The organism is Sphaerisporangium sp. TRM90804, assembly GCF_029846175.1.
Classification (GTDB): domain Bacteria; phylum Actinomycetota; class Actinomycetes; order Streptosporangiales; family Streptosporangiaceae; genus Sphaerisporangium.
This window is the reverse complement of record NZ_JARWAC010000015.1, coordinates 17,917-40,997: the sequence shown is the minus strand read 5'-3', so window position 1 is coordinate 40,997 and position 23,081 is coordinate 17,917. Positions and strand designations below refer to the sequence as shown.

The window sequence follows — 23,081 nt, the reverse complement described above, 5'->3', positions numbered from 1 at the left end:
TGGGGTGCCAGGGTTTCGTCAAGATCGGGCGGGGAACGGAAATCCTGTGTCAACAGCCTGTTGCCACGGTGCTTCCTTCGTTCGAGGCCGGTAACGCGGCGTGCCGTCGACGGGCATGCCGGGGAGGGGCGGAAAAAGCTTTACCGAGCCTTGGGCGTAGAAGGCACCGTGCGGGGTGCAGTGTTGCTGCTGGTCACGGCATCGTGCGTGGGGCGGGAGCCGGTCGGCCGCATCCTCGCGCACCGATGGGACGCGACACGCCGGGCCCATCCCAGGCGGCCCGGACGGCGACGCAGTAAGGAGAGACCATGGCCAGACCGAAGGAAGCCCCCGGCCTGATCGGCGAGCTGGCCGCGGAGTTCGCGGGCACCCTCATCCTCATCCTCTTCGGAACCGCCGTGGTCGCGCAGGTGGTGGCGGGCGGCATCGGCGACCACGACAGCATCGCCTGGGCGTGGGGCCTCGGCGTCACCCTCGGCATCTACGTCGCCGGGCGCGCCAGCGGCGCGCACCTGAACCCCGCCGTCACCGTCGCGCTGGCCGTCTTCAAGGGCTTCGAGTGGCGCAAGGTGCTGCCGTACGCGCTCGCGCAGACCGCCGGCGCGTTCCTGGCCGCGATGCTCGTGCGGTGGAACTACGACGAGGTGCTGTCCAAGGTCGACCCCGGGCACACCATCGCCACGCAGGGCGTCTTCTCCACGCTGCCGGGCAACGGCACCCTGCCGGTGCACGAGTGGGGGGCCTTCCGCGACCAGGTGATCGGCACGGCCATCCTGCTGTTCCTCGTCCTCGCGGTCACCGACATGAACAACACCTCTCCGGCCGCCAACCTCGCCCCGTTCGTCATCGGCCTCATCGTCGTGGCGATCGGCATGGCCTGGGGCACCAACGCCGGCTACGCGATCAACCCGGCCCGCGACTTCGGGCCGCGCCTCGCCTCGTTCCTCACCGGCTACGAGACGGCCTGGCGCGACCAGTACGGCAACCTGTACTTCTGGGTGCCCATCCTCGGGCCGCTGATCGGCGCCGTGCTGGGGGCCGGCCTCTATCAGGCGCTGATCGCCCGCTTCCTGCCCTCCGTGGAGGAGCCCGAGCCGGGTACCGTCCCCACCGAGAGAGAAGCCGTCAAGTAAGGACGCCGACCGGCGCCGCAACGGAGCGTGCGCCGGTCCAAGGTCACAAGCAGTGCCGGCCACAGGCCAGAAGGCCACCAGGGAGGCAACGATCAATGGCTGACTTCGTCGGAGCGGTCGACCAGGGCACCACCAGCACCCGCTTCATGATCTTCGACCACGGCGGCAACGAGGTCGCCCGCCACCAGCTCGAACACGAGCAGATCCTCCCGCAGGCGGGGTGGGTCGAGCACAACCCCGTGGAGATCTGGGAGCGCACCCGCGCGGTGGTGGAGACCGCGCTCGGCAAGGCCAACCTGTCGGCGGCCGACCTGGTCGCGCTGGGCATCACCAACCAGCGCGAGACGACCGTGGTCTGGAACCGCAGGACCGGGCGGCCGTACTACAACGCCATCGTCTGGCAGGACACCCGCACCGACCGCATCGCCAGCGCGCTGGAGCGCGAGGGCAAGGGCGAGGTGATCCGCCGCAAGGCGGGGCTGCCGCCGGCCACGTACTTCTCCGGCGGCAAGATCAAGTGGATCCTCGACAACGTCGACGGCGTACGCGCCGCCGCCGAGGCCGGGGACGCGGTGTTCGGCAACACCGACTCGTGGCTGCTGTGGAACCTCACCGGCGGCACCGACGGCGGCGTGCACGTCACCGACCCCACCAACGCCAGCCGCACGATGCTCATGAACCTGGAGACGCTCGACTGGGACGACGAGCTGCTGTCGTTCTTCGACATCCCGCGCGCGATGCTGCCCGAGATCCGCCCCTCCTCCAACCCCGAGCTGTACGGCGTCACCCGTGCGGGCGGGCCGCTGCGCGGCGAGGTGCCGCTCTCGGGCGACCTCGGCGACCAGCAGGCGGCGACCGTGGGCCAGGTGTGCTTCGGCGTCGGCGAGGCCAAGAACACCTACGGCACGGGCAACTTCCTGCTGCTCAACACCGGCAACGAGCTGGTGCGCTCCGAGCACGGGCTGCTCACCACCGTCTGCTACCAGTTCGGCGGCGAGAAGCCGGTGTACGCGCTGGAGGGCTCGATCGCGGTCACCGGGTCGGCCGTGCAGTGGCTGCGCGACCAGCTCGGCATCATCTCGGGCGCGGCGCAGAGCGAGTCGCTGGCCCGCCAGGTCGACGACAACGGCGGCGTGTACTTCGTGCCCGCCTTCTCCGGCCTGTTCGCGCCCTACTGGCGGTCGGACGCGCGTGGCGCCATCGTCGGCCTGTCGCGGTACAACACCAACGCGCACATCGCCCGCGCCACGCTGGAGGCGATCTGCTACCAGACGCGCGACGTCGTCGAGGCCATGAAGAACGACTCCGGCGTGCCGCTGGACGTGCTGCGCGTGGACGGCGGCGTCACGGCGAACGACCTGTGCATGCAGATCCAGGCCGACGTGCTCGGCGTGCCGGTGTCCAAGCCGGTGGTCGCCGAGACCACGGCACTCGGCGCGGCCTACGCGGCCGGTCTCGCGCTGGGCTTCTGGGGCTCCACCGAGGAGCTGAAGCGGAACTGGAACGAGGACCGCCGCTGGCTGCCGACCTGGTCCGAGGAGCGGCGCGCCGAGGGGTACACCGCCTGGAAGAAGGCCGTGGAGCGCACCCTCGACTGGGTCGACGTCGACTGAGCCCCCGGCGCACGGCGAGGCCGGCCGCGTCGAGGTGCCGACGCGACCGGCCCGCCCGGCGGCCCGCCCACAGGCCGCCTGTCCGGGGAGTCGTTCCTCCTCAGGAGGTCACGGGCAGTTGTGGACGGCGCTCCTGGCTGAGGCGACCACCACGTCGGCCACCCCCGGGACGCTGACGCGCAGGCCGTTGACCAGCATCCCCGCCGAGGCCCCGGCGACCGGCTTCTGCTCGTTCATGGTCACCGTGATCGTGCCCACCCTGATGGTGCTGTTGGGAGCGACCGTGCCCACCGGCTGCGCCACGCCGCCGATGGTCAACGACCCGATCTCCACCGTGCCGGCCGCGGCGGCGGTGTACGGCCCCACCTGGCACCGGGTGGTGGAGGTGGCCTTGACGTTGCCGATCCGCACGGCCGGCAGCCCGGGAAGGCCGATGTCCACCGTCCCCGTGGTCGCCTGGCCCGTGGAGGCGCCCGCCCCGGTCACCACGCTCGCCTTGAGCGCGGAGGCGCCGACGAGCGGCAGGGACAGCGTGGCCGCCGTCCGCTCGGTGGCCGACCTGGAGGCCGTGGACACCTCGCCGGTGTCGGCCACGACGGTCTGCGGCAGCAGGAGCGTCTTGACCGACAGCGCGTACGACCGGCCGGAGTGGTACAGCAGCTTGGCCGTCCCCGAGGCGGACGACGGCAGGTAACAGGCGTCGCCCGCGTAGGCCGCCGTGACGGCCGCGCTCGTCGCCGTGGCCGGCTGGGCCACGACGGCGATCTCGCACCGCGCCACGCCCGCCGCGTCCGTCGTCGCCGTGCACGACTGCGCCGAGGTTCCGGCGCCGAGGGTCAGGACCACCGCCCGGCCCGCGACCGGGCCGCCGGCCGCGTCGGTGAGCGTGGCCCGCAGCGTGGCCGGGTGGTCGTTGGCCACGTTGGCGGGGCCGTCGACCTTCAGGCCGGTGGCGACCAGCACCCGCGTGTCCGCCCTCGCGGTGTCGTTGGCCGCGCCCGGGTCGGGGCCCGCCAGGTTGTCCACCACGGCCGTCGCCGTGATCGTGCAGGTGACGCCGTCGTGCACCACCTTGTCGGGGACCTTCGCGCGGATCGTGATCTCACGGGCGGCGCCCGGGATCAGCTCGTCGAGGCCGCAGCGCAGCACGGCGCCGTCCCTGGCGCACGGGACGCTGCTGTCGACGAAGGACACCACGGCCGGCAGCGTGGTCGTGACCACGACCGAACTCGCCGGGTTGGGCCCGTGGTTGGTCGCCGTCACCTTCCAGGTCAGCGTCTCCCCGCCCTTCACGGGGTCGGGGGCGGCGCTGATCGCCACGCCGACGTCGGTGCTGTTGGCCGCCTCACGGGTGCGGTCCAGGTCCTCGCGCGTCGGAAGCGGCTCGAAGTCGGGCTGGGCGACGATCGGCTCCACGGCCTCGGACCTGCGGGGGCCGCCGAGGAAGCCCGGGTAGGCGATCGAGGCGGCGACCCTGTTCCAGTCGTGGAACCCGGTCAGCGTGTCGGCGCTGCTCATCAGGGGGACGCAGCCGCGCGGCCTGCGCACGCCGAACGCGTCGGGCGGGCCGGCGGTGTTGATGTTCACCGGCGGCGTGACCGTCGTGTCGGTCTTGTCGCCGTCGCCGTTCCAGTCGGGCTCGTCGTTCAGCTCCTCGGTGATCTTGCGGCCCTGGACGCCGGGCGTGGCCGGATCCTGGTCGAGGCCGTCGACGAAGCGGTAGCGGTTGGCGTTGTCGTTCGGGTCCAGGCGCGTGCCGGGCTCGGTCAGCGCGGTCTCGACGAGCTGACCGGGCACCGTGCCGCGCGAGGTGCCGTCCAGGGCGAGGCGGGGCGGCGAGAAGTCCAGGACGGTGCCGCCCCCGACCCGCGGGACGCCGCCCTGCAGGTCGTAGTTCATGACGCTGACGTAGTTGGGCTTGCAGTTCACGGTCGTGTCGCCGCCGTGCTCCAGCCCCAGGGTGTGGCCGAGCTCGTGCAGCAGCGTGCCGCCGTCGTGGTTGTAGTCGACGAAGAAGCGGTTGTTGGTGCTCGCCTGCCCGCCGATGCCGCAGCCGGTGTCCGGCCCGCCGCCATCGGTGTCCACGTCCTGGGTGGTGCTGATGGCGTACCGGAACACCCCGCGCCGGACGGCGGCGAACTGGGTGTTCGCGGCGTTGACGAAGGCGGTGTCGATGCCGCAGTTGCCGAGCGCGCCGATCAGGGCGCCGCCGCCGAGGTTGTCGCCGACCAGGCAAGCCGGGTTGCCGGTGTCGGCGTTGTTGCAGTCGCCGGGCAGCGGGTCCTCGACGCTGGTGTCCAGGAAGGCGCAGTCGGGGTCGGCGCCGTCGGTGAGCAGGTCGCCCCCGTTGTCGCGGTCGTCGGTGCACGTGCCGGCCGGTTGCTGGCGCCGGGCGGTCGTGTCGACCAGGGCGCCGGTGTCGACCCACAGGTTGATGCCTCGGGACCCGTCGGGGTTGTCCACCGGGGCGGCCCGCATGGCGTTCTTCATCGCCTGGACGTCCGCCCTGGTGGGCGCCTGGCCGGCGGAGTAGTCCAGCTCCAGGAAGACGTCCTTGCGCAGCGGGTCGGCGCCGAGCCTTCTCAGGTCCAGGGCCATGGAGCCGTCGGGGTTGCGGATGCCGTGGATCTCGGCCAGGTTGCTCAGGCCGTCGCCGTCGCTGTCGGTGCTCGCGCCGACGGTCGAGGTCAGGGTGAAGCCGATCCGCGTCTGGCGCCCGTCGTTGACCCGGGGGATGCCGTGGTCGCCGTCGCCCTCGGCGCAGGTGTGGCCCACCGGCCGGCCGTCCCGCAGGCACGGCGTGCCGACGGCGAGGTCGTCGCCGGTGAACGTGTTCGTGACGACGTCGTAGAGGAGGTTCAGCTCCACGTCCTCGTTACGCGGGCTGATGTCCATCTGGTCGTCGTCGAAGTTGAGGTCGCTGTCGTAGTCCCAGATCTGGATGGTGACCGGCACCGTGGTGGCGTCGCCCGGGATGTCGACCACGCGGCTGAAGAACCAGCCGTTGGGAGCTTCGGAGGTGCCGAGGGGCTCGAACTCGTCGTCCTCGATGCGGGGGCCCCTCGGGAAGGTCACGTCGCCGATCTTGACGACCGGGTAGTAGTCCCCGTCTCCCGAGGCGTCGTCCGGGTTCTCGATCTGCTTGAGGTAGTCGACGCGGACGGCCAGCGTGACGCTGGTGTCGGCCGCGGCGGGGCCGGGCATGACGCCGGTCAGCCCGGCGAGCAGGACGCCGGCGACCAGCGCCGGCCCCCATCTCCCGCCTGTGACGCGTCTCGCGCGTGCCCTGGTGCGTGCCGGCGGCGCGGCCGCCGTGGTGTGTGTCATCGAGACCCCTCCCAGATGCCGTCGATGCGGTGGCCTCGCGCACGGCGCCCCGAGATCGGCGTCCGTACCCCACTCCGTCAGCCGTCGCCGGATGCGTGAGGACCATGCGATACGTCGCGAATAGCTGGCCATATGGCAGCAAGGGAGAGTCTGTGATGGCTCGCGGGGGAGTACATGAGTACCTCCCTACTCAAACCCCCGCGCCCGTCCTTGAGGGCCGGCGTTGGCCGTGAGGGCGGTGTCCGGGCCCGCGCGGCGTTCGGTGGCGCGAGCGATGGCAGGGGAGGGCCCGGCGGGGAGGGCGGTGGCTGGTGCGGGGGCCGTTCGCGGCTGGGGCCTCGGTTTCCGATGGCGGTCGACGTCACGCCTTGCGGGGAAAGCGGGCCGGATACTCAGCCTGGCCGGGAATTCGTGCGGTTCGCCGTTTCTTGGACGGCTGGTGGATTCTCGGATTTACCTGTTTATTTGTTGTACGGTGAAGGCGGGCCTGGCTTTTTCGCTTTCCGTGTCAGTCCCAGGTGGTGCCGTTGTCGTCGGCGGGGATCTCGCCCTCGGCGAGCAGCTTGGCGGAGTCCCAGGTGGTGCCGTCGTCGTCGCTGGTGGAGGCGGAGTCCCAGGTGGTGCCGTCCTTGTCGGCGGGGGTGTCCCAGGTGGTGCCGGCGACGACGTGGGTGCTTGGGGCGTACTCGGCGGCCTGGCTCGTGGCGGCGTAGAGGCCGATCGCGGCGGTGAGGGAGACGGCGGCGGAGACGAAGCCGGCGGAGATCTTGGCGGTGAGGGAGGTCGTGGAGTTCATTTCTTTTTCCTCTTTCGGTGGTTGTTTTGTTTTCTTCTCGCACCACCAACTCTCCGCTTTTCGAGGCTTCGGAACCAGATGAATGGACGGCAGCAAGCTGCCCGCCGCTGGCACTTTGCTGCCACCCCCCGCGCCCCGTTCCACAGGCCCGAAGAAAGTCCAGCTCAGCGCGGTTCTCCGTACGCTGACGGGAAGAGGTTGACTCGCGCCGTTGTTGAAAGATCGCCGGGTGTCCAGCGAGTCCGGACGGCGCCTGGTGAAGGGAGACGAGTTGATGATCTACGACGAGTACCAGCGGGGGCAGGCGTTCTTCGACGCCAAGGACTTCCCGGAGGCGGCGCGCATCCTCGGCCAGGTCGTCGACCGCCACCCCGACAACCGTGCCGCCGTGGAGCTGCTGGCGAGGGCCTACTTCCACAGCGCCCAGCTCACCCGGGCCGAGCGCACCCTCAAGAAGCTCATCGACCTGGAGCCGGCGAACGCCTGGGCCTATGAGGCCCTGGCCCGCACCCTGGAGCGCAGGAACCTGCCCGACGAGGCCGCCGGCTACCGCAAGCTCGCCGTGGCCATGGGCGCGGAGCAGGAGCCCGGCGCGGAGGTCTCGATCTTCGCCGCCGACCTCGGCTGAGGCCCGGCCGCGTGAGGCACCTGGGCGTTCTCGCGCACAGCGCGGAGGGGGCCGCGCTGTGCTTCCTGGCCTTCTGCCAGGAGGGCTTCGCGGAGCTCGGCGCGCATGAGCATCCTGATGTGACGCTGGACTGCATCGCGCTGGCGCGCAGCATGCCGTCCTGGGACGCCGGCGACCACCCGCCGATCCGTGAGACGCTCGCGCAGAGCGTGCGCCGGCTGGCCCGGGCGGGGGCGGAGTTCTTCGTCTGCCCCGACAACACCGCCCACATGGCCCTGGAACTGCCGGGGGAGGATCTCGCCCTGCCCGGGCTGCACATCGCCGAGGTGGTGGCCGGCCGCGCGGCCCGGGACGGCCGCCGCCGGGTGGGGGTGCTCGGCACCCGCTATCTGATGGAGGGGCCCGTCTATCCGGAGGCGCTCGCCCGGCGCGGGCTGGACGCCGTGATCCCGGGCCCCGGGGACCGCGAGCTGGTCGACCGCGTCATCTTCGAGGAGCTGCTGAACGGGGTGTTCGCCGAGCCCTCACGGCGGGAGTACGGCCGGGTCATCTCGCGGCTGGCCGAGCGGGGCTGTGACGCGGTGGCCCTGGTGTGCACGGAGATCCCGCTCCTGGTGACCCCTGCCGCGTCGCCGCTGCCGACCCTCGACTCGACCCGGCTGCTGGCGCGCGCGGCGTTCGAGGTCGCCGTCGGGCGGCGCCCGCTGCCGTCGTGGCGCGGCGGCCCCGTCGAGGGCTGACGCCTCCCACCTGTTCACGCCGGGTTTCCGGGGTGTTCCCCGCGCTCTCGCGCTCGGCATCCGCGCCTTCCCGCCCATCTCCGCTGGCCTGTGACGGCCCGCCGGATTGTTAGGGCAGGGCCTCACCAACTTGACTGATTCCCGTCAGCAAATGCTGATATTTGGCGATATGTCGTGTAATGACATTGTCCGTTCTGTCTCGTCAACCCCCCATGGACCTGGCACTCCTCGCCGCGCCGGGTCCGGAGACAGAAGGAGAGACTCGTGCGTCGAGTCCCCGTCCTCGCCGCGACCGCCATCGCGTTCGCCGCCGTCGCCCTCACCCCGAGCACCGCCCACGCCCTCACGCCGCCGAACATCCCCTCGGCGAGCACCGCCCGCTCCGAGCTGGCGGCCCTCACCGTCGACGTCGAAAGGAACTCCGGCAGCTACAACCGGGACCTGTTCCCGCACTGGAGCACCGTCTCCGGCGCGTGCAACACCCGGGAGACCGTGCTCATCCGCGACGGCGTCGGAGTCGTCACCAACTCAAGCTGCGCCGCGACCTCGGGCAGGTGGACCTCGCCCTACGACGGCGCCACCTGGACCGCCGCGTCGGACGTCGACATCGACCACATGGTGGCCCTGGCCGAGGCCTGGCGCTCCGGCGCGTACGCCTGGACGACCTCCCGGCGCCAGTCCTTCGCCAACGACCGCACCAACCCCCAGCTCTGGAGCGTCACCGACAACGTCAACCAGGCCAAGGGCGACTCCGACCCCGCCCGCTGGAAGCCCCCGCTGACCTCGTTCTGGTGCACCTACGCCCGGGCCTACATCGACGTGAAGTACGAGTGGGGCCTGACCGTCGACAGCGGCGAGAAGTCCGCCCTGTCGTCCATGCTCGACCGCTGCTGACCGGCGTCCCGGCCCGGCCCTTCCCGCCGTCCCCCCGGGCGGCGGGAAAGGCGCGCTCAGTGCCGGCTGCGGCCGCTGACCAGGTCGCGGATCCGGTCGGCGGCCCCCACGAAGGGGCCGGTGGCCTTGAGGACGCCCGGCCTGGGCGGGGTGTGCGGGTGCGGCCGGGTGGGCGCGATCCGCTTGGCCCGCTGGAGCTTGGAGCCGAGCTCGTCGGCACGCTCGGGGCTGATCACCAGGCGCAGCTCGGGCCAGACCTCCCGCTCCTCGTAGGCGATGTGCTCGCGGGCCGCCTCGATGAACGCGCTCAGCATCTCCTCGTGCCGGACGTTCCCCGGCTCGAAGCCGATCAGGTCGTTGAGCACGAACTTGGCTTCCTGCTCCTGCCTGACGGCGTGCTCGGCCAGCTCACGGCCGTTGGGCACCAGCTCGCGGACCGCCGGCCAGAAGTACTCCTCCTCGACGGCCTCGTGCTTGGACTCCTCGGTGATGAGCCGCTCGACCTGCCGCTTGCGTCTCGCCAGCCGATCGCCGTCGCTCATGCCGCGCGCGGCGGGCCCCGACTCCAGCTCGGACATCATGCTCTTGACCTCTTCGTGGTCCCGTTCGAGGACCTCGAACACGTTCGCCATGGCTGTGCCTCCCGTACCGGTGGCGTGTTCCCTCCCTTGGGCGTTGCCTGCATTTGTGCAGGTAAACATGGGTTCGAGGCGCTATGGAAGGGGTTCAGCCCTTCTCGGAGCCTTCGTTGGCCCCCCGGACGAAGTACCGCTGGAACACCACGAAGATCACCGCGACCGGGATCGTCGCCAGCACGGCGGCCCCGAGCTTCAGCGGGTACTGGGTTCCGGTGCCCAGCGACCCGCTGACCAGGTCGGCCAGCCCGCGCGGCAGCGTGAACAGCCCCGGGCTCTGGACGGCCACCAGGCTGTGCGGAAACTCGTTCCACGTCCCCTGGAACGAGATGATGGTGAGCGTGATCAGCGCGGGCCTGCCCATGGGCAGCACCACCGACCAGAAGGTGCGCAAGACCCCGGCGCCGTCGATGCGCGCCGCCTCCTCCACGCTGACCGGGATCGACTCGAAGAACTGCTTCATGATGAACACGCCGGCCGCGTCGGCGAGCACCGGCAGGATCAGCGCCGCGTAGCTGTCGTACATGCCGAGCTGGTTGAGCACCAGGAACTTCGGGATGAACAGCACCACCCCCGGCACGGCGATCACCGCGACGATCGCGCCGAACATCGCCCGCCTCCCGCGGAAGCGCAGCCGCGCGAGCGCGTACCCGGCCATCGAGTCCAGGAGGACCCGCGCCACGGTGACCGCGACGGTCACCAGCAGCGAGTTGCCGAGCCACAGCGGCAGGTCGGTGCCGAGGAACACCCGCTCGTAGGCGTCGAGCGTCAGCGGGTGGGGCACCGGCGACAGCGGGTCGGCGGCCGCGTCGGGCTCGGTCTTCAGCGAGTTCGCGATCTGGATGACGAACGGGTAGAGGAAGACCAGCGCGAAGAAGATCAGGGTGGCGTAGCCGAGGAAGGTGCCGGCCAGGCCGCGGCGCTCCCCGGGGCGGCGGGGGACGGCTCGCGGTGCCATCCGGTCGTCACGGGCCGACATGTCAGGACCTCCCCGGGCGTGCGCCGCGGCGCGAGGACGCCGGCGCCGCGGCACGGTCGCGCATCACCCAGCGCTGGAGCAGCGCGAGCAGCACGATGATGACGAACAGGATGAAGGAGATCGCCGTTCCCGACCCGTAGTCGAAGTCGCGGAACGCCGTCTGGTACGACAGGAACGCCGGCGTCAGCGTCGACTTGGCCGGGCCGCCCTGGCTCATCACGTACACCTGGTCGAACACCTGCCAGGTGGAGATCAGCCCCAGCGTCAGCACCAGGAAGACGGTGGGCTTGAGCATCGGCAGCGTCACGTACCGGAAGCGCTGCCAGCGGCCCGCCCCGTCGATGAGGCTCGCCTCCTCCAGCGTGACCGGGATGTCCTGCAGCGCCGCCAGGAACATCAGCATGAACGTGCCGGACGTCGTCCACACGACCAGCGTGATGATCGTGCACATCGCGACGCTCGGCCCCGACAGCCACTCCCACCACGACAACCCCAGCGGGCCGCCGCCGGTCAGCGCGGCCGGCGGGGCGTCCAGGTCGGCCAGGCCCAGGCCGCTCAGCAGCAGGTGCAGCACGCCCCGGGCGTCGGAGAACCACTGCGGGCCCCGGATGCCGAAGACGCCGAGCAGCCCGCTGACCGCGCCGGAGTTGGCGAACATGAACAGGAAGACGACGCTGATCGCGACCGAGCTGGTCACCGAGGGGAAGAAGAACGCGCTGCGGAAGAACGCCCTTCCCTTGAGCATCCGGCGGTTCACCACCAGGGCGAGGCCGAGCGCCAGGACGGTCTGCGCCGGCACGACGATGGCCACGTAGTAGACGTTGTTGCGAATGCTCGTGACGAAGTTCAGCCGGCCCAGGTCGTCCTCGGTGAACAGCCGGGTGTAGTTGTCGAGCCCGACGAAGGGCACCCGCCCGGTGAACGGGCTGCCCTGCCCGTTCCACGCGGTCAGGCTCACCCACAGCGCCATGAGGATCGGCAGCAGCATGAACAGGCCGAGAATCGCCACCACGGGCGCCAGGAACAGCCAGCCCGCCAGGTTCTCGCGCGTGGCGGACGTGCGGCGCCCCAGGCGGCGGCCGCGTCCGACGGTGATGTCCACGTCTTGCCTCTCTCGGTGGCGATTCCCGCCCGTCCGGCCGCTCAGTTCCCCAGTGCCGACTGGATGTTCTTCTGCAGGCGCTTGAGCAGCTCCGCCGGCGCGGTCGACTCCAGCTGCTGGAGGCCGCCGTCGAAGTCGGCCAGCACGCTGTCCATCTTCGGCGCGTTGACCGCGCCCCGGCCGTACCCGGCGGCGTCCACGAAGGGCGCGTCGGCGGGGAACGCCTTGACGAAGGCGTCCTTGGCCGACTGGCGCGAGGGCGTGACGCCGAACGCCTTGGCGAACGTCATCTGCTGGTCGGCCTTGGTCATGGCCTCGACGAAGCTGATCGCCTGCTCCTTGTGCCGGCTCTTGGCCGCGACGCCCCAGCAGGTGGTGAACGACAGCGTGCCCTTGCCCGCCGGGCCCGCGGGCAGCTCGTAGGCGGTGTACTTGACGTCGGGGAAGTCCGCCGTCATGGCGCCCTTGATCCAGTTGCCCTCGATCGCCATGACCGCCTTGCCCTTGCCGAACGCCTCGCCGCCCCACCCGGCGTCCAGCTCCTTGGGGTAACGCGCCAGGTCGTCCTTGAGCAGCGTCCTGACGTACTCCAGCGCCTTGAGGTTCTCGGGGGAGTCGGCCGTCGCCTGCTTGCCGTCGGGGCTGGCGATCCAGCCGCCCGCCTGCACCATGAACGCGCCGACCCGGTCGCGGGTGTCGCCCATCACCAGCGGCGCCATGCCCTCGGCCTTGATCTTCTCGGCAACCGAGGTGAGCTCGTCCCAGGTGGCCGGGATGTCGGACTCCTTGAGGCCGGCCTTCTTCCACAGGTCGTCGTTGACGATCAGGGCCAGCGTGGAGAAGTCCTTGGGAACGCAGTACAGCTTGCCGTCGCGGCTGAAGGACGTGCGCAGGTTCTCGTAGAAGTCCCGCGGGTCGGAGATCTTGTCCCCGTACGGCTCCAGCGCGCCGACGCCGGCGTAGTCGGGGAAGCGGGAGGCGTCGACGTAGAAGACGTCGGGCGGGTTGTCGCCGGCGAAGGCCTGGCCGAGCTGCTGCACGAGGTCCTGCGCGGGCGTGACGGTCGCCTTGTTGCCGGTGGCCTCGGCCCAGGCCGCCGCCGCCTCGTTCACCGCGGTCGTCTCGGCCTCCCCGGAGGAGCCGATGAGGATGCGCAGGTCCGCCGGGCCGCTGCTCTGCGGCGCGGCGCCCTGCGCGCCGCCTTCGTCGAAGCCGCTGCCGCATGCCGCCGAGGCGAGAAGGGTGCCGCAGGTCGCGACGGCGAGCGCCGCCGTCCGGAGGTAGCCGCGATTCTTCATGACACTGTCCTGATCGTCGTGGTGGTGGGTCTGTCGTTGGCGGTGGTCGCCGGCCGTCCCGCTGGGCGGCCGGTCAGGCCGACAGGCGGCGTACCAGCGCGGGTTCCAGCAGCACCTGCGCTGGCGGCCCGTCGCCGTCCCCCGGCCCGTCGAGCTGGCGCGCCAGCAGGTCGACGCAGGCCGCCGCGGCCTCGGCCAGCGGCTGGCTGACGCTGGCGAGGCCGACGGCGCGGGCCACGGGCGTGTCGTCGAATCCGACCACGGCGATCCGCCGGCCGGTCCGCAGCGCGCCGAGCGCCAGCGAGTCGCTCACGCAGACCAGGGCGGTCACCGGGCGGGCGGCGTCGAGCAGCGCGTGGGCCGCGGCCTCGCCCTCCGGGACGCCGTCGGCGGTGGTGTGGTCGAACTCCGCCGGGTCGATGCCCTCGGCGGCCAGCGTGCGGGCCCATCCGGCGCGGCGGTCGTCCCCGACGCCCGAGCCCGCGGGCCAGCCGAGGAACCCGATGTGCCGGTGGCCGGCGTCGAGCAGGTGGCGGGTGGCCATGGCGGTGCCCGCGGCGCCGTCCACGTCGACCCACGGGTACGCGAGCTCGGGCGGCGCGCCCCACGGGCGGCCGAAGGTGACGAACGGGATGCGCTGCCCCCACAGCCACGCGGTGCGCGGGTCGCCGTAGTCGGTGCTGGTCAGCACGAAGGCGTCGGGCTCGTACACCCCGAGCAGGTCGTCGAACGTGGCGAGCTCGGCGTCGTGGTCGCCGGCCGTGTACAGCAGCACGCGGTAGCCCGCGAGGGCGGCCGACTCGGTGAGGCCGTGCAGGAAGCGGTCGAACACCGAGCCGTTGATCCCGTCCTCCTGGGCGGGCTCGACGCGCACGGCGATCAGCCGCGACCTGCCGGTGCGCATCTGCCGGGCGGCCTGGCTGGCGCGGTAGCCGAGCGCCTTCACGGCCTCGCGCACGCGCTGGCGGGTCTCCTCGCGGACCAGTTCCGGGGAGTTGAGCACGTTGGACACCGTCTGCCGCGACACCTTCGCGCGCCGGGCGACGTCGGCGATCGTCACCTTGTCGGCCATGGTTACCTTTCCGCCATTTGAACGTTCAAGACGGACTATGGCACGATTGGATCGTTCAAGTAAAGGCAATGTTTCGCAGGCGTCACGCCCCGGTCATTCCCGGGCGTGGCGTTCGCCTGAGAGCCAGGGGGCCATGCGTGTTCGACCACGGAGCCGCGCCGGAAGCCGAGACCACCTCCAGCGTGGCGGGCGGATCGCCGGGGCCCGAGGCCGGTGCGCGCCCGCGGCCGGTCGCCGCGGCCGGCGCGCGGGCTGGTGCGGAGCGGCCCCTGCAGCCGTTGCTGCACGACCTGGTCGGCGCGGTGCTGGCGCCCAGCAGCGCGCTGGGCGGCGCTGACGGGCAGATTCGCGCGGCCGGGGCCCAGGGCCTGTTCCACGCCGACTCGCGTGCGCTGTCGCTCGCCGTCCTGCGCGTCGACGGCCATGAGCCCGAACCCATCGGCCACGCACTCACCGGGCCTGGCGGGGCGCGGTTCGTCTCCCTCCTGCGCCGGCTCGGCGACCCGGGGCCCGACCCCACCGTGCGCGTCGACCGTGCCCGTCAGGTCACGGCGGGCGGCATGGCGGAGACCATCGAGATCGTCTCCAGCGCCTCGGTTCCCGTCGCGGGCACCGTCACCCTGGCCCTGGGCTGCGACTTCGCCCCCATCGAGGTGGTGAAGTCCGGCGGCGCCCCCGTCTCGGCCCCGGCGGCCGGCGGCGCGCCCGGCACCCTGTCGTGGACGTCCGGCCGCATCCGGGTACGGGTGACCGGCCACGACGGCGCCCTGGCGGAGCCGGCCCAGCGGCACGCGGAGGGGCGCGCGGAGGCCGCGCCGGACGATCACGCGGTGTCGCGCGACGGGCATGTCCTGGTCCGGCCCGACCGCGGCGCGGGCGTCCTGACCGAGGGGCCGGACGGCGCCGCCGAGGGCGGGCGGCTGCGGTGGGACGTCGAGCTGCCGCCGCGCGGGCGGGTGCGGCTGCGCTGGGAGGTCGCCGTCCACGACCCCGAGGCCGTGGTGACCGCGCCCACCGGCCCGGTCGAGTGGAGCAGGCCGAGCGTCGCCGCCGCCGACCACCGGCTGCCGCGCCTGCTCGACCAGTCCCTGGACGACCTGGTCTCCCTGCGGCTGGCCGAGGCCGGCGCCCCGGCAGACACCTTCCTCGGCGCGGGCGTGCCGTGGTTCCTCACCCTCTTCGGCCGCGACAGCATCTGGGCCGCCCGCATGCTGCTGCCGCTCGGCACCGGCCTGGCCGCGGGCACGCTGCGCGTCCTCGCGCGGCGCCAGGGCCTGCGCGCCGGCCCCGCCTCGGGCGAGGCGCCCGGCAAGATCATGCACGAGCTGCGGCGGCACGAGTTCGCGCTCGGGGCCGACGGCCCGCGCCTGCCCGCCGCCTACTACGGCACCATCGACGCCACCCCGCTGTGGGTGAGCCTGCTGCACGACGCCTGGCGGTGGGGCATGCCCGAGGCCGACGTCGCCGAGCTGCTGCCCGCCATGGAGGCCGCGCTCGGCTGGCTCGGCGGCGACGCCGACGCCGACGGCGACGGGTTCCTCGAGTACATCGACACCACCGGCCGCGGCCTGGCCAACCAGGGCTGGAAGGACTCCGGCGACTCGGTACGCTTCCGCGACGGCCGGCAGGCCGAGCCGCCCATCGCGCTCGCCGAGGTGCAGGGGTACGCCTACGAGGCCGCACGGCACGCCGCCGCGCTGCTGGAGGCGTTCGGACGGCCCGGCGCGGCCCGCTGGAGCGAGTACGCCGACGCGATGGCCGAGCGGTTCCGCGCCCGCTTCTGGGTCGAGGGGCCGCACGGCCGGTACCCCGCCCTGGCCCTCGACCGCGACAAGCGCCCGGTGGACGCGCTGACCAGCAACATCGGGCACCTGCTCGGCACCGGCCTGCTGTCGGAGCACGAGTCCGCCGACGTCGCGAACCTGCTCGGCTCACCCGCCATGGCCGGGGCGTTCGGGCTGCGCACCATGTCGGCCGAGGACGGCGCGTACAGCCCGCTGTCGTACCACTGCGGGTCGGTCTGGGCGCACGACACGGCCATCGTCGTGTCGGGCCTGGCCCGCGCGGGGTTCGGGACGCACGCGGCCCGGCTGGCCGAGGGCCTGCTCGCGGCGGGGGAGTCGTACGGCTACCGGCTGCCGGAGCTGTTCGCCGGGGACGAGCGGGAGGCGGTGGTCAGGCCGGTGCCCTACCCGGCCGCCTGCCGCCCCCAGGCGTGGTCCGCGGCGGCGGCCGTCGCCGTCCTGCACGCGGCCGTGGGCCTGTACCCGGACGTGCCGGGGGGCCGGGTGGCGCTGCGCCCGATGGCCGGCGCCCCGCTCGGCGCGATCACGGCCCGGGGCCTGCGCGTCGCGGGCGCGGACGTCGCCGTCACGGTCGCCCCCGACGGCACGGCCGTGCTCACCGGCCTGCCCCCGGGCCTGTCCCTCGCCTGACGCCTTCCGGGGGCGCCGGGGCGTCGCCCGGGGCCTCCTGGGCGCACCGGGCGATCCCGGCGGCCGGGGGGCGCCGTGACGCGCGCCGCGGGGCGTGGCGTCAGCGGCGGGGGTGCTTGAACTTGAGGGTGCCCATGCCGACGCGGCCGTTGACCCGAAGCACCGGCATGCCGGCGACCGACGGGGCGTCGGCCTTGTTGACCACGCTGCCCATGCCGGTCGTCACGTTCTCGACGCGCACGGTCCAGCCCCGGGGGACGATGACGGTCATGCCGCCGCCGCCCAGCGTCGCGTCCAGCGCCACCTCCCGGTGCCGGCAGGTGGCCCGCGTGAAGTCGATCTTCAAGGAGCCCCAGCCGCACTCGGCGACGAGGCGCGCGGGCACCACCCACTCGCCGACCTGCTGGATGCTGCCCGAATGGGAGCGCAGCACCAGCGGCTCCTCGGTGGACGACAGAGCCAGCCCCCCGGGCAGGTCGCTCGTCACCAGGGCCAGCTCGGCGTAGGTCTTCGCGCGGTACGTCGCGTCCAGCCGCTCGTTCAGCTCGTCCAGGGAGATGCGGCCCTCGCCGGCGGCGACCCTCAGGCGCTCGGCGGCCTGTTCGCGGTCGTCGTCCGACGCCCGCACATTGCCTACAACGTCCGTCATACCGGTCACGGTAGTCGAGGATGCCGATCATTCTGTAGCTCCGTACCGTAGAGATCATGGCCGCGGAACGGGACAGGACGGGTGGTTGTGCGGTACCACGGAGGGCGTGGCGGAATCCCCTCGAACCACCGTATCGGCGACCCGACATCCTAGAGGCGTGATCGGCTCCGGGACGGTGGAGATGGACGATGGACGGCGCGGGCGTCTGCCCCCGGCGGTGCGCCCGCTGTTCGACGACGGCGGCGGCGGTCGCACGCTCGCGGTCGAGCTGCCGGACGGAGCGGTGGTGTTCCCCGACCCGACCTACGCCCGGTTCCCGGCGCGCAAGCGCCCGGCGTTCTGGCTCAGCGAGGGCCCGGTCAGCGGCGAGCTGTGGGCGCGGCTGCGGGCCGAGCACCCGAACTCGGGGCTGTGGCCGGTGCTGCTGGAGGACTCCGTGCAGCCGTGGTCGGTCGGGCAGATCGCGCCCGACGCCGCCACCGAGATCGACAACTTCCACGTCGACGCGTTCATGGAGGAGGTCTGGTCCGACTGGGTGGAGCGCGCCTCGGCCGACCAGCTGGAGATCCTCGACCCCTTCGGCCCGGTCTGCCCGGAACCGGCGGCGCCCGCCGAGCCGAGGTACGACCCCGGCGAGCTGGCCGACCACTACGCCGCCACGCTGGCCGAGCGCGGGGCGCCGCTCGGGCTGGCGGCCGTGCAGCGGGGCGCCGACGCGCTGGCCGTCATGGGCTGGCAGGGCGCGCTGCACCACAACGAGTGGAACGTCCCGCTGGCCGCCGTAGTCCGGAGCTGGGAGGACCGCTTCGCCGCGCGCCTGGTCGGCATGGGGTTCAACACGCTGGAGCTGAGCGTGGCGGCGCCTCCCCGCACGCCCCGGCACGCCCTGGATGTCGCCGCCGAACACTGGACCTTCTGCCCGGACGCCATCCTGCAGGGGGCGGGCACGCTCCTCGACTACGCCGAGCAGATCGTCGGACGGCACACCTGGTCGTTCTGGTGGGACTGAGCACCCCGCCGCTGTGACGCTGATCATGCCGTTCGGTCAGGACATGTCAGGCCAGGCGTATGAATCCGCTCGTGCGGCCGTGAGATGATTGCCCCGTGCTTCGCCCAGGCATGGTGTGACGGTGATCGCCGGCGAGGCGCACGACACCGTCGTCAGGGGGCCGGTCTCCGCGCGTATGTGCGAGGGGGAGGGCCGCCCGCTGAACAGCAGGAGGTCCACATGACTGCCGACGCATCCGGAACCACAGCCGACGAGCCGGAGCAGGACCGCGCGCCGGAGGCCGAGGGCTCCGAGGACGAGCTGAAGCGCAAGTTCCGCGAGGCGCTCGACCGCAAGCGCCAGAACCAGGCCGAGAGCAACGACACCGGCAAGGGCAAGGGCGGCTCGAAGATCCACGGCACGCACGGGCCCGCCGCCAGCAAGCGCTCCTTCCGCCGCAAGAGCGGCGGCTGACCACCCGCCCCGGGTCATCCCCGGCCCGGGGCGCAGGTCACCCCTTCGGCCGCCGTACCGGGGGGTTCCGCCACCCGTGAGGCCGGCGGCTCCGGCACCGCCGAGGCCGCCGGCCTTCGCGCGGTAGGGGCCGTGGAGGCCGCCGGGCCCGGCGCCGGAAGGCCGGGCCACCCTTGTGGCGTGGCCGCCGGCGACGGCGACGCGGTGGCGCCGGGGATCGCGCGCGGGGGCGCGCACTCCGCCTCCCGGGGGCCCGTCCGGAAGAGCCAGAGGGCCGCCAGCACGGCGACGACCACCACGCTCACGGAGACGAGGAGAACCCGGCGCCCGTTCCATCCGCCGGGCTCGTACCACCCGCGGCCGGGGGCTTCGCCCCTCCTCCGCTCGCCCCGACCGGTGACCTGGCCGTCTCCGACGGTCACTCGGTCGCCCCCGTGGGTCACCCGTCCGTCTCCGACGGTCACTCGGTCGCCCCCGCCGGTCACCCGCCCGTCCTCGCCGGTCAGCCGCTCATCCCTGCCGGGCACCCGCCCGTCTCCGCCGGGCGCCGGGGCGGGCCTTCCCGCGCGGCCGGGGCGCCGTCCCGGGGGCCGCGCGTCCGGCGCGGGCCCGACGGGGCTGCGCGGGACGAAACCGTGGCCGGGCTCCACGGCGAAGCGCTCCTCGTCCGCCAGGAAGCGCCGGTACGTGCCGAGCGCCGTCTCCAGGCAGAGGCGCAGGTCGGCGCCGTCGACGTCCCCGGCCGCCATGTCCCCGGCGCAGGTGAACCCGTAGACCAGGTGGAGCGGGCGGCTGTTCTCGTCCCGCGGCTCGCGGTCGGCGGGCAGGGCGCCGGGGTCCGTGAGGTCGGCCGCCGTCAGCAGGTGCGTGGCGTGCACGACGGTCAGCGGCGGGTCCACGCCCTCGGTCAGCCGCGTGACGGCCGGCCGGGAGCCGGGCGCGCCCGGGGCGACCGAGCCGTCCAGCGCCCCGTGGGCGCGGCGGGCCACCAGGAAGTCGGGCGCCAGCAGCACCCGGTAGCCGCGGCGCCGCCCCCGGGCGACGAGGAACGGCCAGGCTCGCGCGGCGGGGGAGCGCTCGCCCTTGGCGGGGAGGCGGGCGTCCATCTCAGAGGCCGTGCGTGAGGCGGCTGTGCGGCAGCCGGTCCTCCAGGATGTCCACCTTGCGGCGCATGTCCTGGATGACGCGGTGCCGGGCGCGCCGGAGGTTCTCCATGCGCCGCTCGGCCTCGCCCAGCTCGGTGGCGAGGGCCCGCTCCCGCTCGCCGGGCGCGCCGGCCCGGGAGTCCAGGAAGAGCCCGAGCAGCGCGTCGCCGGCCAGCCCCGCGACCGGGCCGAAGCCGGCGAGCAGGGTGCGGCCGGCGAGGTGCCCGGCGAAGACGCCGAGGGAGGTGAGCGCCTCCAGCGGTCCCTGCCGCGTCCTGCGACGCAGCTCGGCCTCCAGCGCGCGCCTGCCCTCGTGGTCCAGCCTGCTCTCGACGTGCTCGAACAGGTCGGGGACGACCGCCGAGAGCGGGATGTCGACGTTGGTGGGGTGGACGTCCTGCCGCGACGTCTTCACGATCTCCCCGGCTTCGTCGATGGTCGCGAACCCCGGCCCGACCGCGCTCACGGGCACGAGGCGGACCACCCGCGTGCCGCCGCGCAGCGCGACCAGGGTCCGGAAATGGTCGTTGGACGTCAGCACGTCGCGAACGATGCTCAGCCGCGTGGCCTCGTCGGGATGCAGGTCGGCCAGCAGGTCCCACTTGGTGATGATGAACGTGATCGGCCGGTCGGCGTGGATCATGGCCGGCAGCAGCGCGTCGAGCGTGCGCCGCAGGTGGGCGCCGCCGGCGGCGTTCCGGTCCAGGTGCTGCTTGATCCAGTAGCCGTCGATGACGCCGAACAGCGCGTCCGCGGACCGGGCCTGCTCGAAGAGCTCCTCCTGGCGCTCGCTGGAGCCGTCGTCCTGCACCTCGCTGAGCAGCTCCCCGGCGTACTCCAGGTACTTGAGACGCAGGATGTCGTGCGCGGCGCCGGAGACGAACGTCTGCACGGTGAAGGTGAACTGCCTGCTCTCGCCCTTCAGCGTGCCCCGGGGCCAGGAGTGGGACGACCTGGTGTCGGCCATCTCGGCGTACCACTCGTTGAGCAGCAGCCGGTCGCGCGGCGGCACGGTGAGGAAGTACGACTGGCCGGCGGGCGTCTGCAGACGGTTGTACATGCTGGCCAGCAGCAGGGTCTTGCCCGAGCCGGCCAGGCCGAGTGCCACGATCTGGAAGGTCGGGGCCTCCTCGGTCACGGTGATCGGCCGGGCCGCCCGCCGTCCGCGCAGTCGAGAGGCGCGGACGGCCAGCACCACGGCGAGCACCACGAGCAGTACTGCGACGATCATGCCCACGTCCACTCCCTCCGCTTGACCGGCGCGGGCGCGCCTCTACGAGCGTCGCGGGTCGCGGGTGCGTGGGCCTGAGTACACCCCTACTCAAATCAGGCGCGCCCCCTCCGCGCCCCGGCCCGGCGAGGTTTCAACCCGACAAATAATCATGTTTCAAGTGATTCACATCGCGGACTCATTGCCGTAATCTGAGTGGGAGCGCTCCCACAAAGGAGGGGCAGTGTTCCTCACCTCCCTTGCCGCCGGACTGTCCGCGCCGAGCCATCTCGGGCCCCTGCCTTTGCGCACGGCCGAGTGGGTGCTCGCCGCCGACACCCGCAGTGTCCGCGCGGCCCGAGTGCTCGTCTGCCGGGAACTGCAGCGCTGGGGCGCCGGCCGCCTCGTCGACGACTGTTCCCTCATCGTGAGCGAGCTGGTGACGAACTCGATCAGGCACGGCGGCACGGCGTTCTCGCTGCGGCTCGGCTCCGACGGCACCTGGGTCTACGGCGAGGTCTTCGACCCCGGCGAAGGGCTGCCCCGCGAGGCCCCCGACGACCTCGACGCGACGGGCGGCCGAGGGCTGGTCATCGTGGGAGCCCTGGCCGACGAGTGGGGCGTCGTCCCGTCCGGCGGCGGCGGCAAGACCGTCTGGTTCGTCACCGGCACCGACACCTACCCGCAAGGGCGCGCGTCCGCGTGACCGGACGCCCCGCCATGCGCGGCGGCGGTCAGCGGAAGGCGTCCAGGCCGGTGAGAGCCCTGCCGAGCGTGAGGGCGTGCACCTCTTCCGTGCCCTCGTAGGTCGCCACGGTCTCCAGGTTCACCATGTGACGCATCACCGGGTACTCCAGGGTGATGCCGTTGGCGCCGTGGATGCTCCGCGCGGCGGCCGCCACGCGCTGGGCGGCGCGCACGTTGGCGAGCTTGCCGAAGCTGACGTGCGAGTGGTGGGCGCGCCCGGCGTCCTTCAGCCGCCCGACACGCAGAGCGGTCATCATCGCGTGGTTGACGTCGACGAGCATGTCGGCCAGCTTGCGCTGGGTGAGCTGGAAGCCGCCGATCGGGCGGTCGAACTGCACGCGGGTCTTGGAGTAGTCGACCGACGCCAGCAGGCAGGTGCGGGCCGCGCCCGCGACGCCCCACACGATGCCGAACCGCGCCTCCGACAGGCACGACAGCGGCGCCCTGAGCCCCTCGGCGCCGGGCAGGAGGGCGTCCCCGGGCAGCCGCACGCCGTCGAGCACCAGCTCGGAGGTGATGGAGGCGCGCAGCGACAGCTTCTTGTGTATGACGTTGGCGCTGAAGCCGGGCGCGGAGGCCGGCACGAGGAAGCCGCGGATGCCGTCGTCGGTCGCGGCCCAGACCACGGCGACGTCGGCCACCGAACCGTTGGTGATCCACATCTTGGTGCCGTCGAGCACCCAGTCGGCGCCGTCGCGCCGGGCGCGGGTGCGCATCGAGCCCGGGTCGCTGCCGGAGTCGGGCTCGGTGAGGCCGAAGCAGCCGAGCGCCTCCCCGGACGCCATGCGCGGCAGCCACTCGCGCCGCTGCTCCTCCGAGCCGAACCGGTGGATCGCCGTCATCGCCAGCGACCCCTGCACCGAGACGAAGCTGCGCAGCCCGCTGTCCACGGCCTCCAGCTCGCGGCAGGCCAGCCCGTAGCTGACGGCGTTGGTGCCGGCGCACCCGTACCCGGACAGGTTCATGCCGAACAGCCCGAGCCGCCCCAGCCCCTTGGCCAGGCCGCGGGGGTCGGGGATCGTGCCGGCGTCGAACCAGTCGGCGACGTGCGGCAGCAGCTCGGCGGCGCCGTAGTCGCGGACGGCGTCGCGGATCGCGCGCTCCTCGTCGGTCAGCTCGCGGTCAACGTCGAGGAAGTCATGCGGGTTCATGTGCCTCACCGTCAAGGGTCGCGGAGGTGCTCGTCGGATGCCGCTCCTGTTACCAGCACCCAATC

20 protein-coding genes are annotated in these 23,081 nt (G+C 72.7%); 9 read left to right on the top strand and 11 right to left on the bottom strand.

Annotated elements, in window-relative coordinates:
• Nucleotides 1–308 precede the first annotated feature (308 nt).
• Complete coding sequence (locus PYR91_RS18740) at nt 309–1,133, top strand: aquaporin family protein (RefSeq protein WP_279781194.1); 825 nt, start codon at nt 309–311, stop codon at nt 1,131–1,133.
• A gap of 95 nt (nt 1,134–1,228) precedes the next feature.
• Nucleotides 1,229–2,746: a glycerol kinase GlpK gene (gene glpK / locus PYR91_RS18735; RefSeq protein ID WP_279781192.1), complete on the top strand. Its 1,518-nt coding sequence runs from the start codon at nt 1,229–1,231 to the stop codon at nt 2,744–2,746.
• A gap of 108 nt (nt 2,747–2,854) precedes the next feature.
• Here the strand turns inward: glpK and PYR91_RS18730 are convergent, their stop codons facing one another.
• Both PYR91_RS18730 and PYR91_RS18725 read right to left on the bottom strand, forming a co-directional pair.
• On the bottom strand, nt 2,855–6,073 hold the full coding sequence (locus tag PYR91_RS18730) for a hypothetical protein (RefSeq protein ID WP_279781190.1): 3,219 nt from the start codon (nt 6,071–6,073) through the stop codon (nt 2,855–2,857).
• 508 nt (nt 6,074–6,581) lie between these two features.
• Nucleotides 6,582–6,869 carry a hypothetical protein gene (locus PYR91_RS18725; RefSeq protein ID WP_279781188.1) on the bottom strand — a complete coding sequence of 96 codons (288 nt, stop codon included), beginning with the start codon at nt 6,867–6,869 and terminating at the stop codon, nt 6,582–6,584.
• Nucleotides 6,870–7,098: 229 nt separating this feature from the next.
• Between PYR91_RS18725 and PYR91_RS18720 the strand changes: the two genes are divergently transcribed.
• From PYR91_RS18720 to PYR91_RS18710, 3 genes are all read left to right on the top strand, one after another.
• Nucleotides 7,099–7,497, top strand: a complete 399-nt coding sequence (locus PYR91_RS18720; RefSeq protein WP_279781186.1) for a tetratricopeptide repeat protein — start codon at nt 7,099–7,101, stop codon at nt 7,495–7,497.
• An 11-nt stretch (nt 7,498–7,508) separates the two neighbouring features.
• A complete protein-coding gene (locus PYR91_RS18715) occupies nt 7,509–8,237 on the top strand; it encodes an amino acid racemase (protein WP_279781184.1) in 729 nt (242 codons plus the stop codon).
• 264 nt (nt 8,238–8,501) lie between these two features.
• Nucleotides 8,502–9,131 (top strand): DUF1524 domain-containing protein, encoded by a 630-nt coding sequence (locus PYR91_RS18710; protein ID WP_279781182.1) that lies wholly within the window; start codon nt 8,502–8,504, stop codon nt 9,129–9,131.
• A gap of 56 nt (nt 9,132–9,187) precedes the next feature.
• On the opposite strand, the gene PYR91_RS18705 is transcribed toward PYR91_RS18710, so the two are convergent.
• The 5 genes from PYR91_RS18705 to PYR91_RS18685 all read right to left on the bottom strand — a co-directional run bounded on the left by PYR91_RS18705 (nt 9,188) and on the right by PYR91_RS18685 (nt 14,217).
• A complete protein-coding gene (locus PYR91_RS18705; protein ID WP_279781180.1) occupies nt 9,188–9,763 on the bottom strand; it encodes a hemerythrin domain-containing protein in 576 nt (191 codons plus the stop codon).
• Nucleotides 9,764–9,857: 94 nt separating this feature from the next.
• Nucleotides 9,858–10,745 (bottom strand): carbohydrate ABC transporter permease, encoded by an 888-nt coding sequence (locus tag PYR91_RS18700; protein WP_279781178.1) that lies wholly within the window; start codon nt 10,743–10,745, stop codon nt 9,858–9,860.
• Between the two features lies 1 nt (nt 10,746).
• Entirely contained in the window at nt 10,747–11,847 is a 1,101-nt protein-coding gene (locus PYR91_RS18695) for a sugar ABC transporter permease (RefSeq protein ID WP_279781176.1), read from the bottom strand.
• Between the two features lie 41 nt (nt 11,848–11,888).
• Nucleotides 11,889–13,145: an extracellular solute-binding protein gene (locus PYR91_RS18690; RefSeq protein ID WP_279781175.1), complete on the bottom strand. Its 1,257-nt coding sequence runs from the start codon at nt 13,143–13,145 to the stop codon at nt 11,889–11,891.
• Nucleotides 13,146–13,218: 73 nt separating this feature from the next.
• Nucleotides 13,219–14,217 carry a LacI family DNA-binding transcriptional regulator gene (locus PYR91_RS18685; protein ID WP_279781173.1) on the bottom strand — a complete coding sequence of 333 codons (999 nt, stop codon included), beginning with the start codon at nt 14,215–14,217 and terminating at the stop codon, nt 13,219–13,221.
• Nucleotides 14,218–14,354: 137 nt separating this feature from the next.
• On the opposite strand from PYR91_RS18685, the gene PYR91_RS18680 reads away from it, so the two are divergent.
• Complete coding sequence (locus PYR91_RS18680) at nt 14,355–16,652, top strand: glycogen debranching N-terminal domain-containing protein (protein ID WP_279781171.1); 2,298 nt, start codon at nt 14,355–14,357, stop codon at nt 16,650–16,652.
• A gap of 100 nt (nt 16,653–16,752) precedes the next feature.
• Here PYR91_RS18680 and PYR91_RS18675 read toward each other — a convergent pair whose 3' ends face one another.
• Nucleotides 16,753–17,301, bottom strand: coding sequence for a DUF1707 domain-containing protein (locus PYR91_RS18675; protein WP_279781169.1), 549 nt, complete (start codon nt 17,299–17,301; stop codon nt 16,753–16,755).
• 157 nt (nt 17,302–17,458) lie between these two features.
• Here PYR91_RS18675 and PYR91_RS18670 point away from each other — a divergent pair, with 157 nt between their 5' ends.
• Nucleotides 17,459–18,310 carry a DUF4253 domain-containing protein gene (locus tag PYR91_RS18670; RefSeq protein WP_279781167.1) on the top strand — a complete coding sequence of 284 codons (852 nt, stop codon included), beginning with the start codon at nt 17,459–17,461 and terminating at the stop codon, nt 18,308–18,310.
• A gap of 219 nt (nt 18,311–18,529) precedes the next feature.
• Nucleotides 18,530–18,763, top strand: a complete 234-nt coding sequence (locus PYR91_RS18665) for a DUF5302 domain-containing protein (RefSeq protein ID WP_279781165.1) — start codon at nt 18,530–18,532, stop codon at nt 18,761–18,763.
• 14 nt (nt 18,764–18,777) lie between these two features.
• On the opposite strand, the gene PYR91_RS18660 is transcribed toward PYR91_RS18665, so the two are convergent.
• Nucleotides 18,778–19,869, bottom strand: coding sequence for a hypothetical protein (locus PYR91_RS18660; RefSeq protein ID WP_279781163.1), 1,092 nt, complete (start codon nt 19,867–19,869; stop codon nt 18,778–18,780).
• A 1-nt stretch (nt 19,870) separates the two neighbouring features.
• Nucleotides 19,871–21,139, bottom strand: coding sequence for a hypothetical protein (locus PYR91_RS18655; RefSeq protein WP_279781161.1), 1,269 nt, complete (start codon nt 21,137–21,139; stop codon nt 19,871–19,873).
• 223 nt (nt 21,140–21,362) lie between these two features.
• On the opposite strand from PYR91_RS18655, the gene PYR91_RS18650 reads away from it, so the two are divergent.
• Nucleotides 21,363–21,824, top strand: a complete 462-nt coding sequence (locus PYR91_RS18650) for an ATP-binding protein (RefSeq protein ID WP_279781159.1) — start codon at nt 21,363–21,365, stop codon at nt 21,822–21,824.
• 28 nt (nt 21,825–21,852) lie between these two features.
• On the opposite strand, the gene PYR91_RS18645 is transcribed toward PYR91_RS18650, so the two are convergent.
• Nucleotides 21,853–23,016 carry an acyl-CoA dehydrogenase family protein gene (locus PYR91_RS18645; RefSeq protein ID WP_279781156.1) on the bottom strand — a complete coding sequence of 388 codons (1,164 nt, stop codon included), beginning with the start codon at nt 23,014–23,016 and terminating at the stop codon, nt 21,853–21,855.
• Nucleotides 23,017–23,081 lie beyond the last annotated feature (65 nt).

What these genes read in the sequence shown, in the direction of transcription:
- PYR91_RS18740 (WP_279781194.1), top strand. Translation starts at nt 309, where the DNA reads ATGGCCAGACCGAAGGAAGCCCCCGGCCTGATCGGCGAGCTGGCCGCG.
- glpK (WP_279781192.1), top strand. Translation starts at nt 1,229, where the DNA reads ATGGCTGACTTCGTCGGAGCGGTCGACCAGGGCACCACCAGCACCCGC.
- PYR91_RS18730 (WP_279781190.1), bottom strand. Translation starts at nt 6,073, where the DNA reads ATGACACACACCACGGCGGCCGCGCCGCCGGCACGCACCAGGGCACGC.
- PYR91_RS18725 (WP_279781188.1), bottom strand. Translation starts at nt 6,869, where the DNA reads ATGAACTCCACGACCTCCCTCACCGCCAAGATCTCCGCCGGCTTCGTC.
- PYR91_RS18705 (WP_279781180.1), bottom strand. Translation starts at nt 9,763, where the DNA reads ATGGCGAACGTGTTCGAGGTCCTCGAACGGGACCACGAAGAGGTCAAG.
- PYR91_RS18700 (WP_279781178.1), bottom strand. Translation starts at nt 10,745, where the DNA reads ATGTCGGCCCGTGACGACCGGATGGCACCGCGAGCCGTCCCCCGCCGC.
- PYR91_RS18690 (WP_279781175.1), bottom strand. Translation starts at nt 13,145, where the DNA reads ATGAAGAATCGCGGCTACCTCCGGACGGCGGCGCTCGCCGTCGCGACC.
- PYR91_RS18685 (WP_279781173.1), bottom strand. Translation starts at nt 14,217, where the DNA reads ATGGCCGACAAGGTGACGATCGCCGACGTCGCCCGGCGCGCGAAGGTG.
- PYR91_RS18675 (WP_279781169.1), bottom strand. Translation starts at nt 17,301, where the DNA reads ATGACGGACGTTGTAGGCAATGTGCGGGCGTCGGACGACGACCGCGAA.
- PYR91_RS18665 (WP_279781165.1), top strand. Translation starts at nt 18,530, where the DNA reads ATGACTGCCGACGCATCCGGAACCACAGCCGACGAGCCGGAGCAGGAC.
- PYR91_RS18660 (WP_279781163.1), bottom strand. Translation starts at nt 19,869, where the DNA reads ATGGACGCCCGCCTCCCCGCCAAGGGCGAGCGCTCCCCCGCCGCGCGA.
- PYR91_RS18655 (WP_279781161.1), bottom strand. Translation starts at nt 21,139, where the DNA reads ATGATCGTCGCAGTACTGCTCGTGGTGCTCGCCGTGGTGCTGGCCGTC.
- PYR91_RS18645 (WP_279781156.1), bottom strand. Translation starts at nt 23,016, where the DNA reads ATGAACCCGCATGACTTCCTCGACGTTGACCGCGAGCTGACCGACGAG.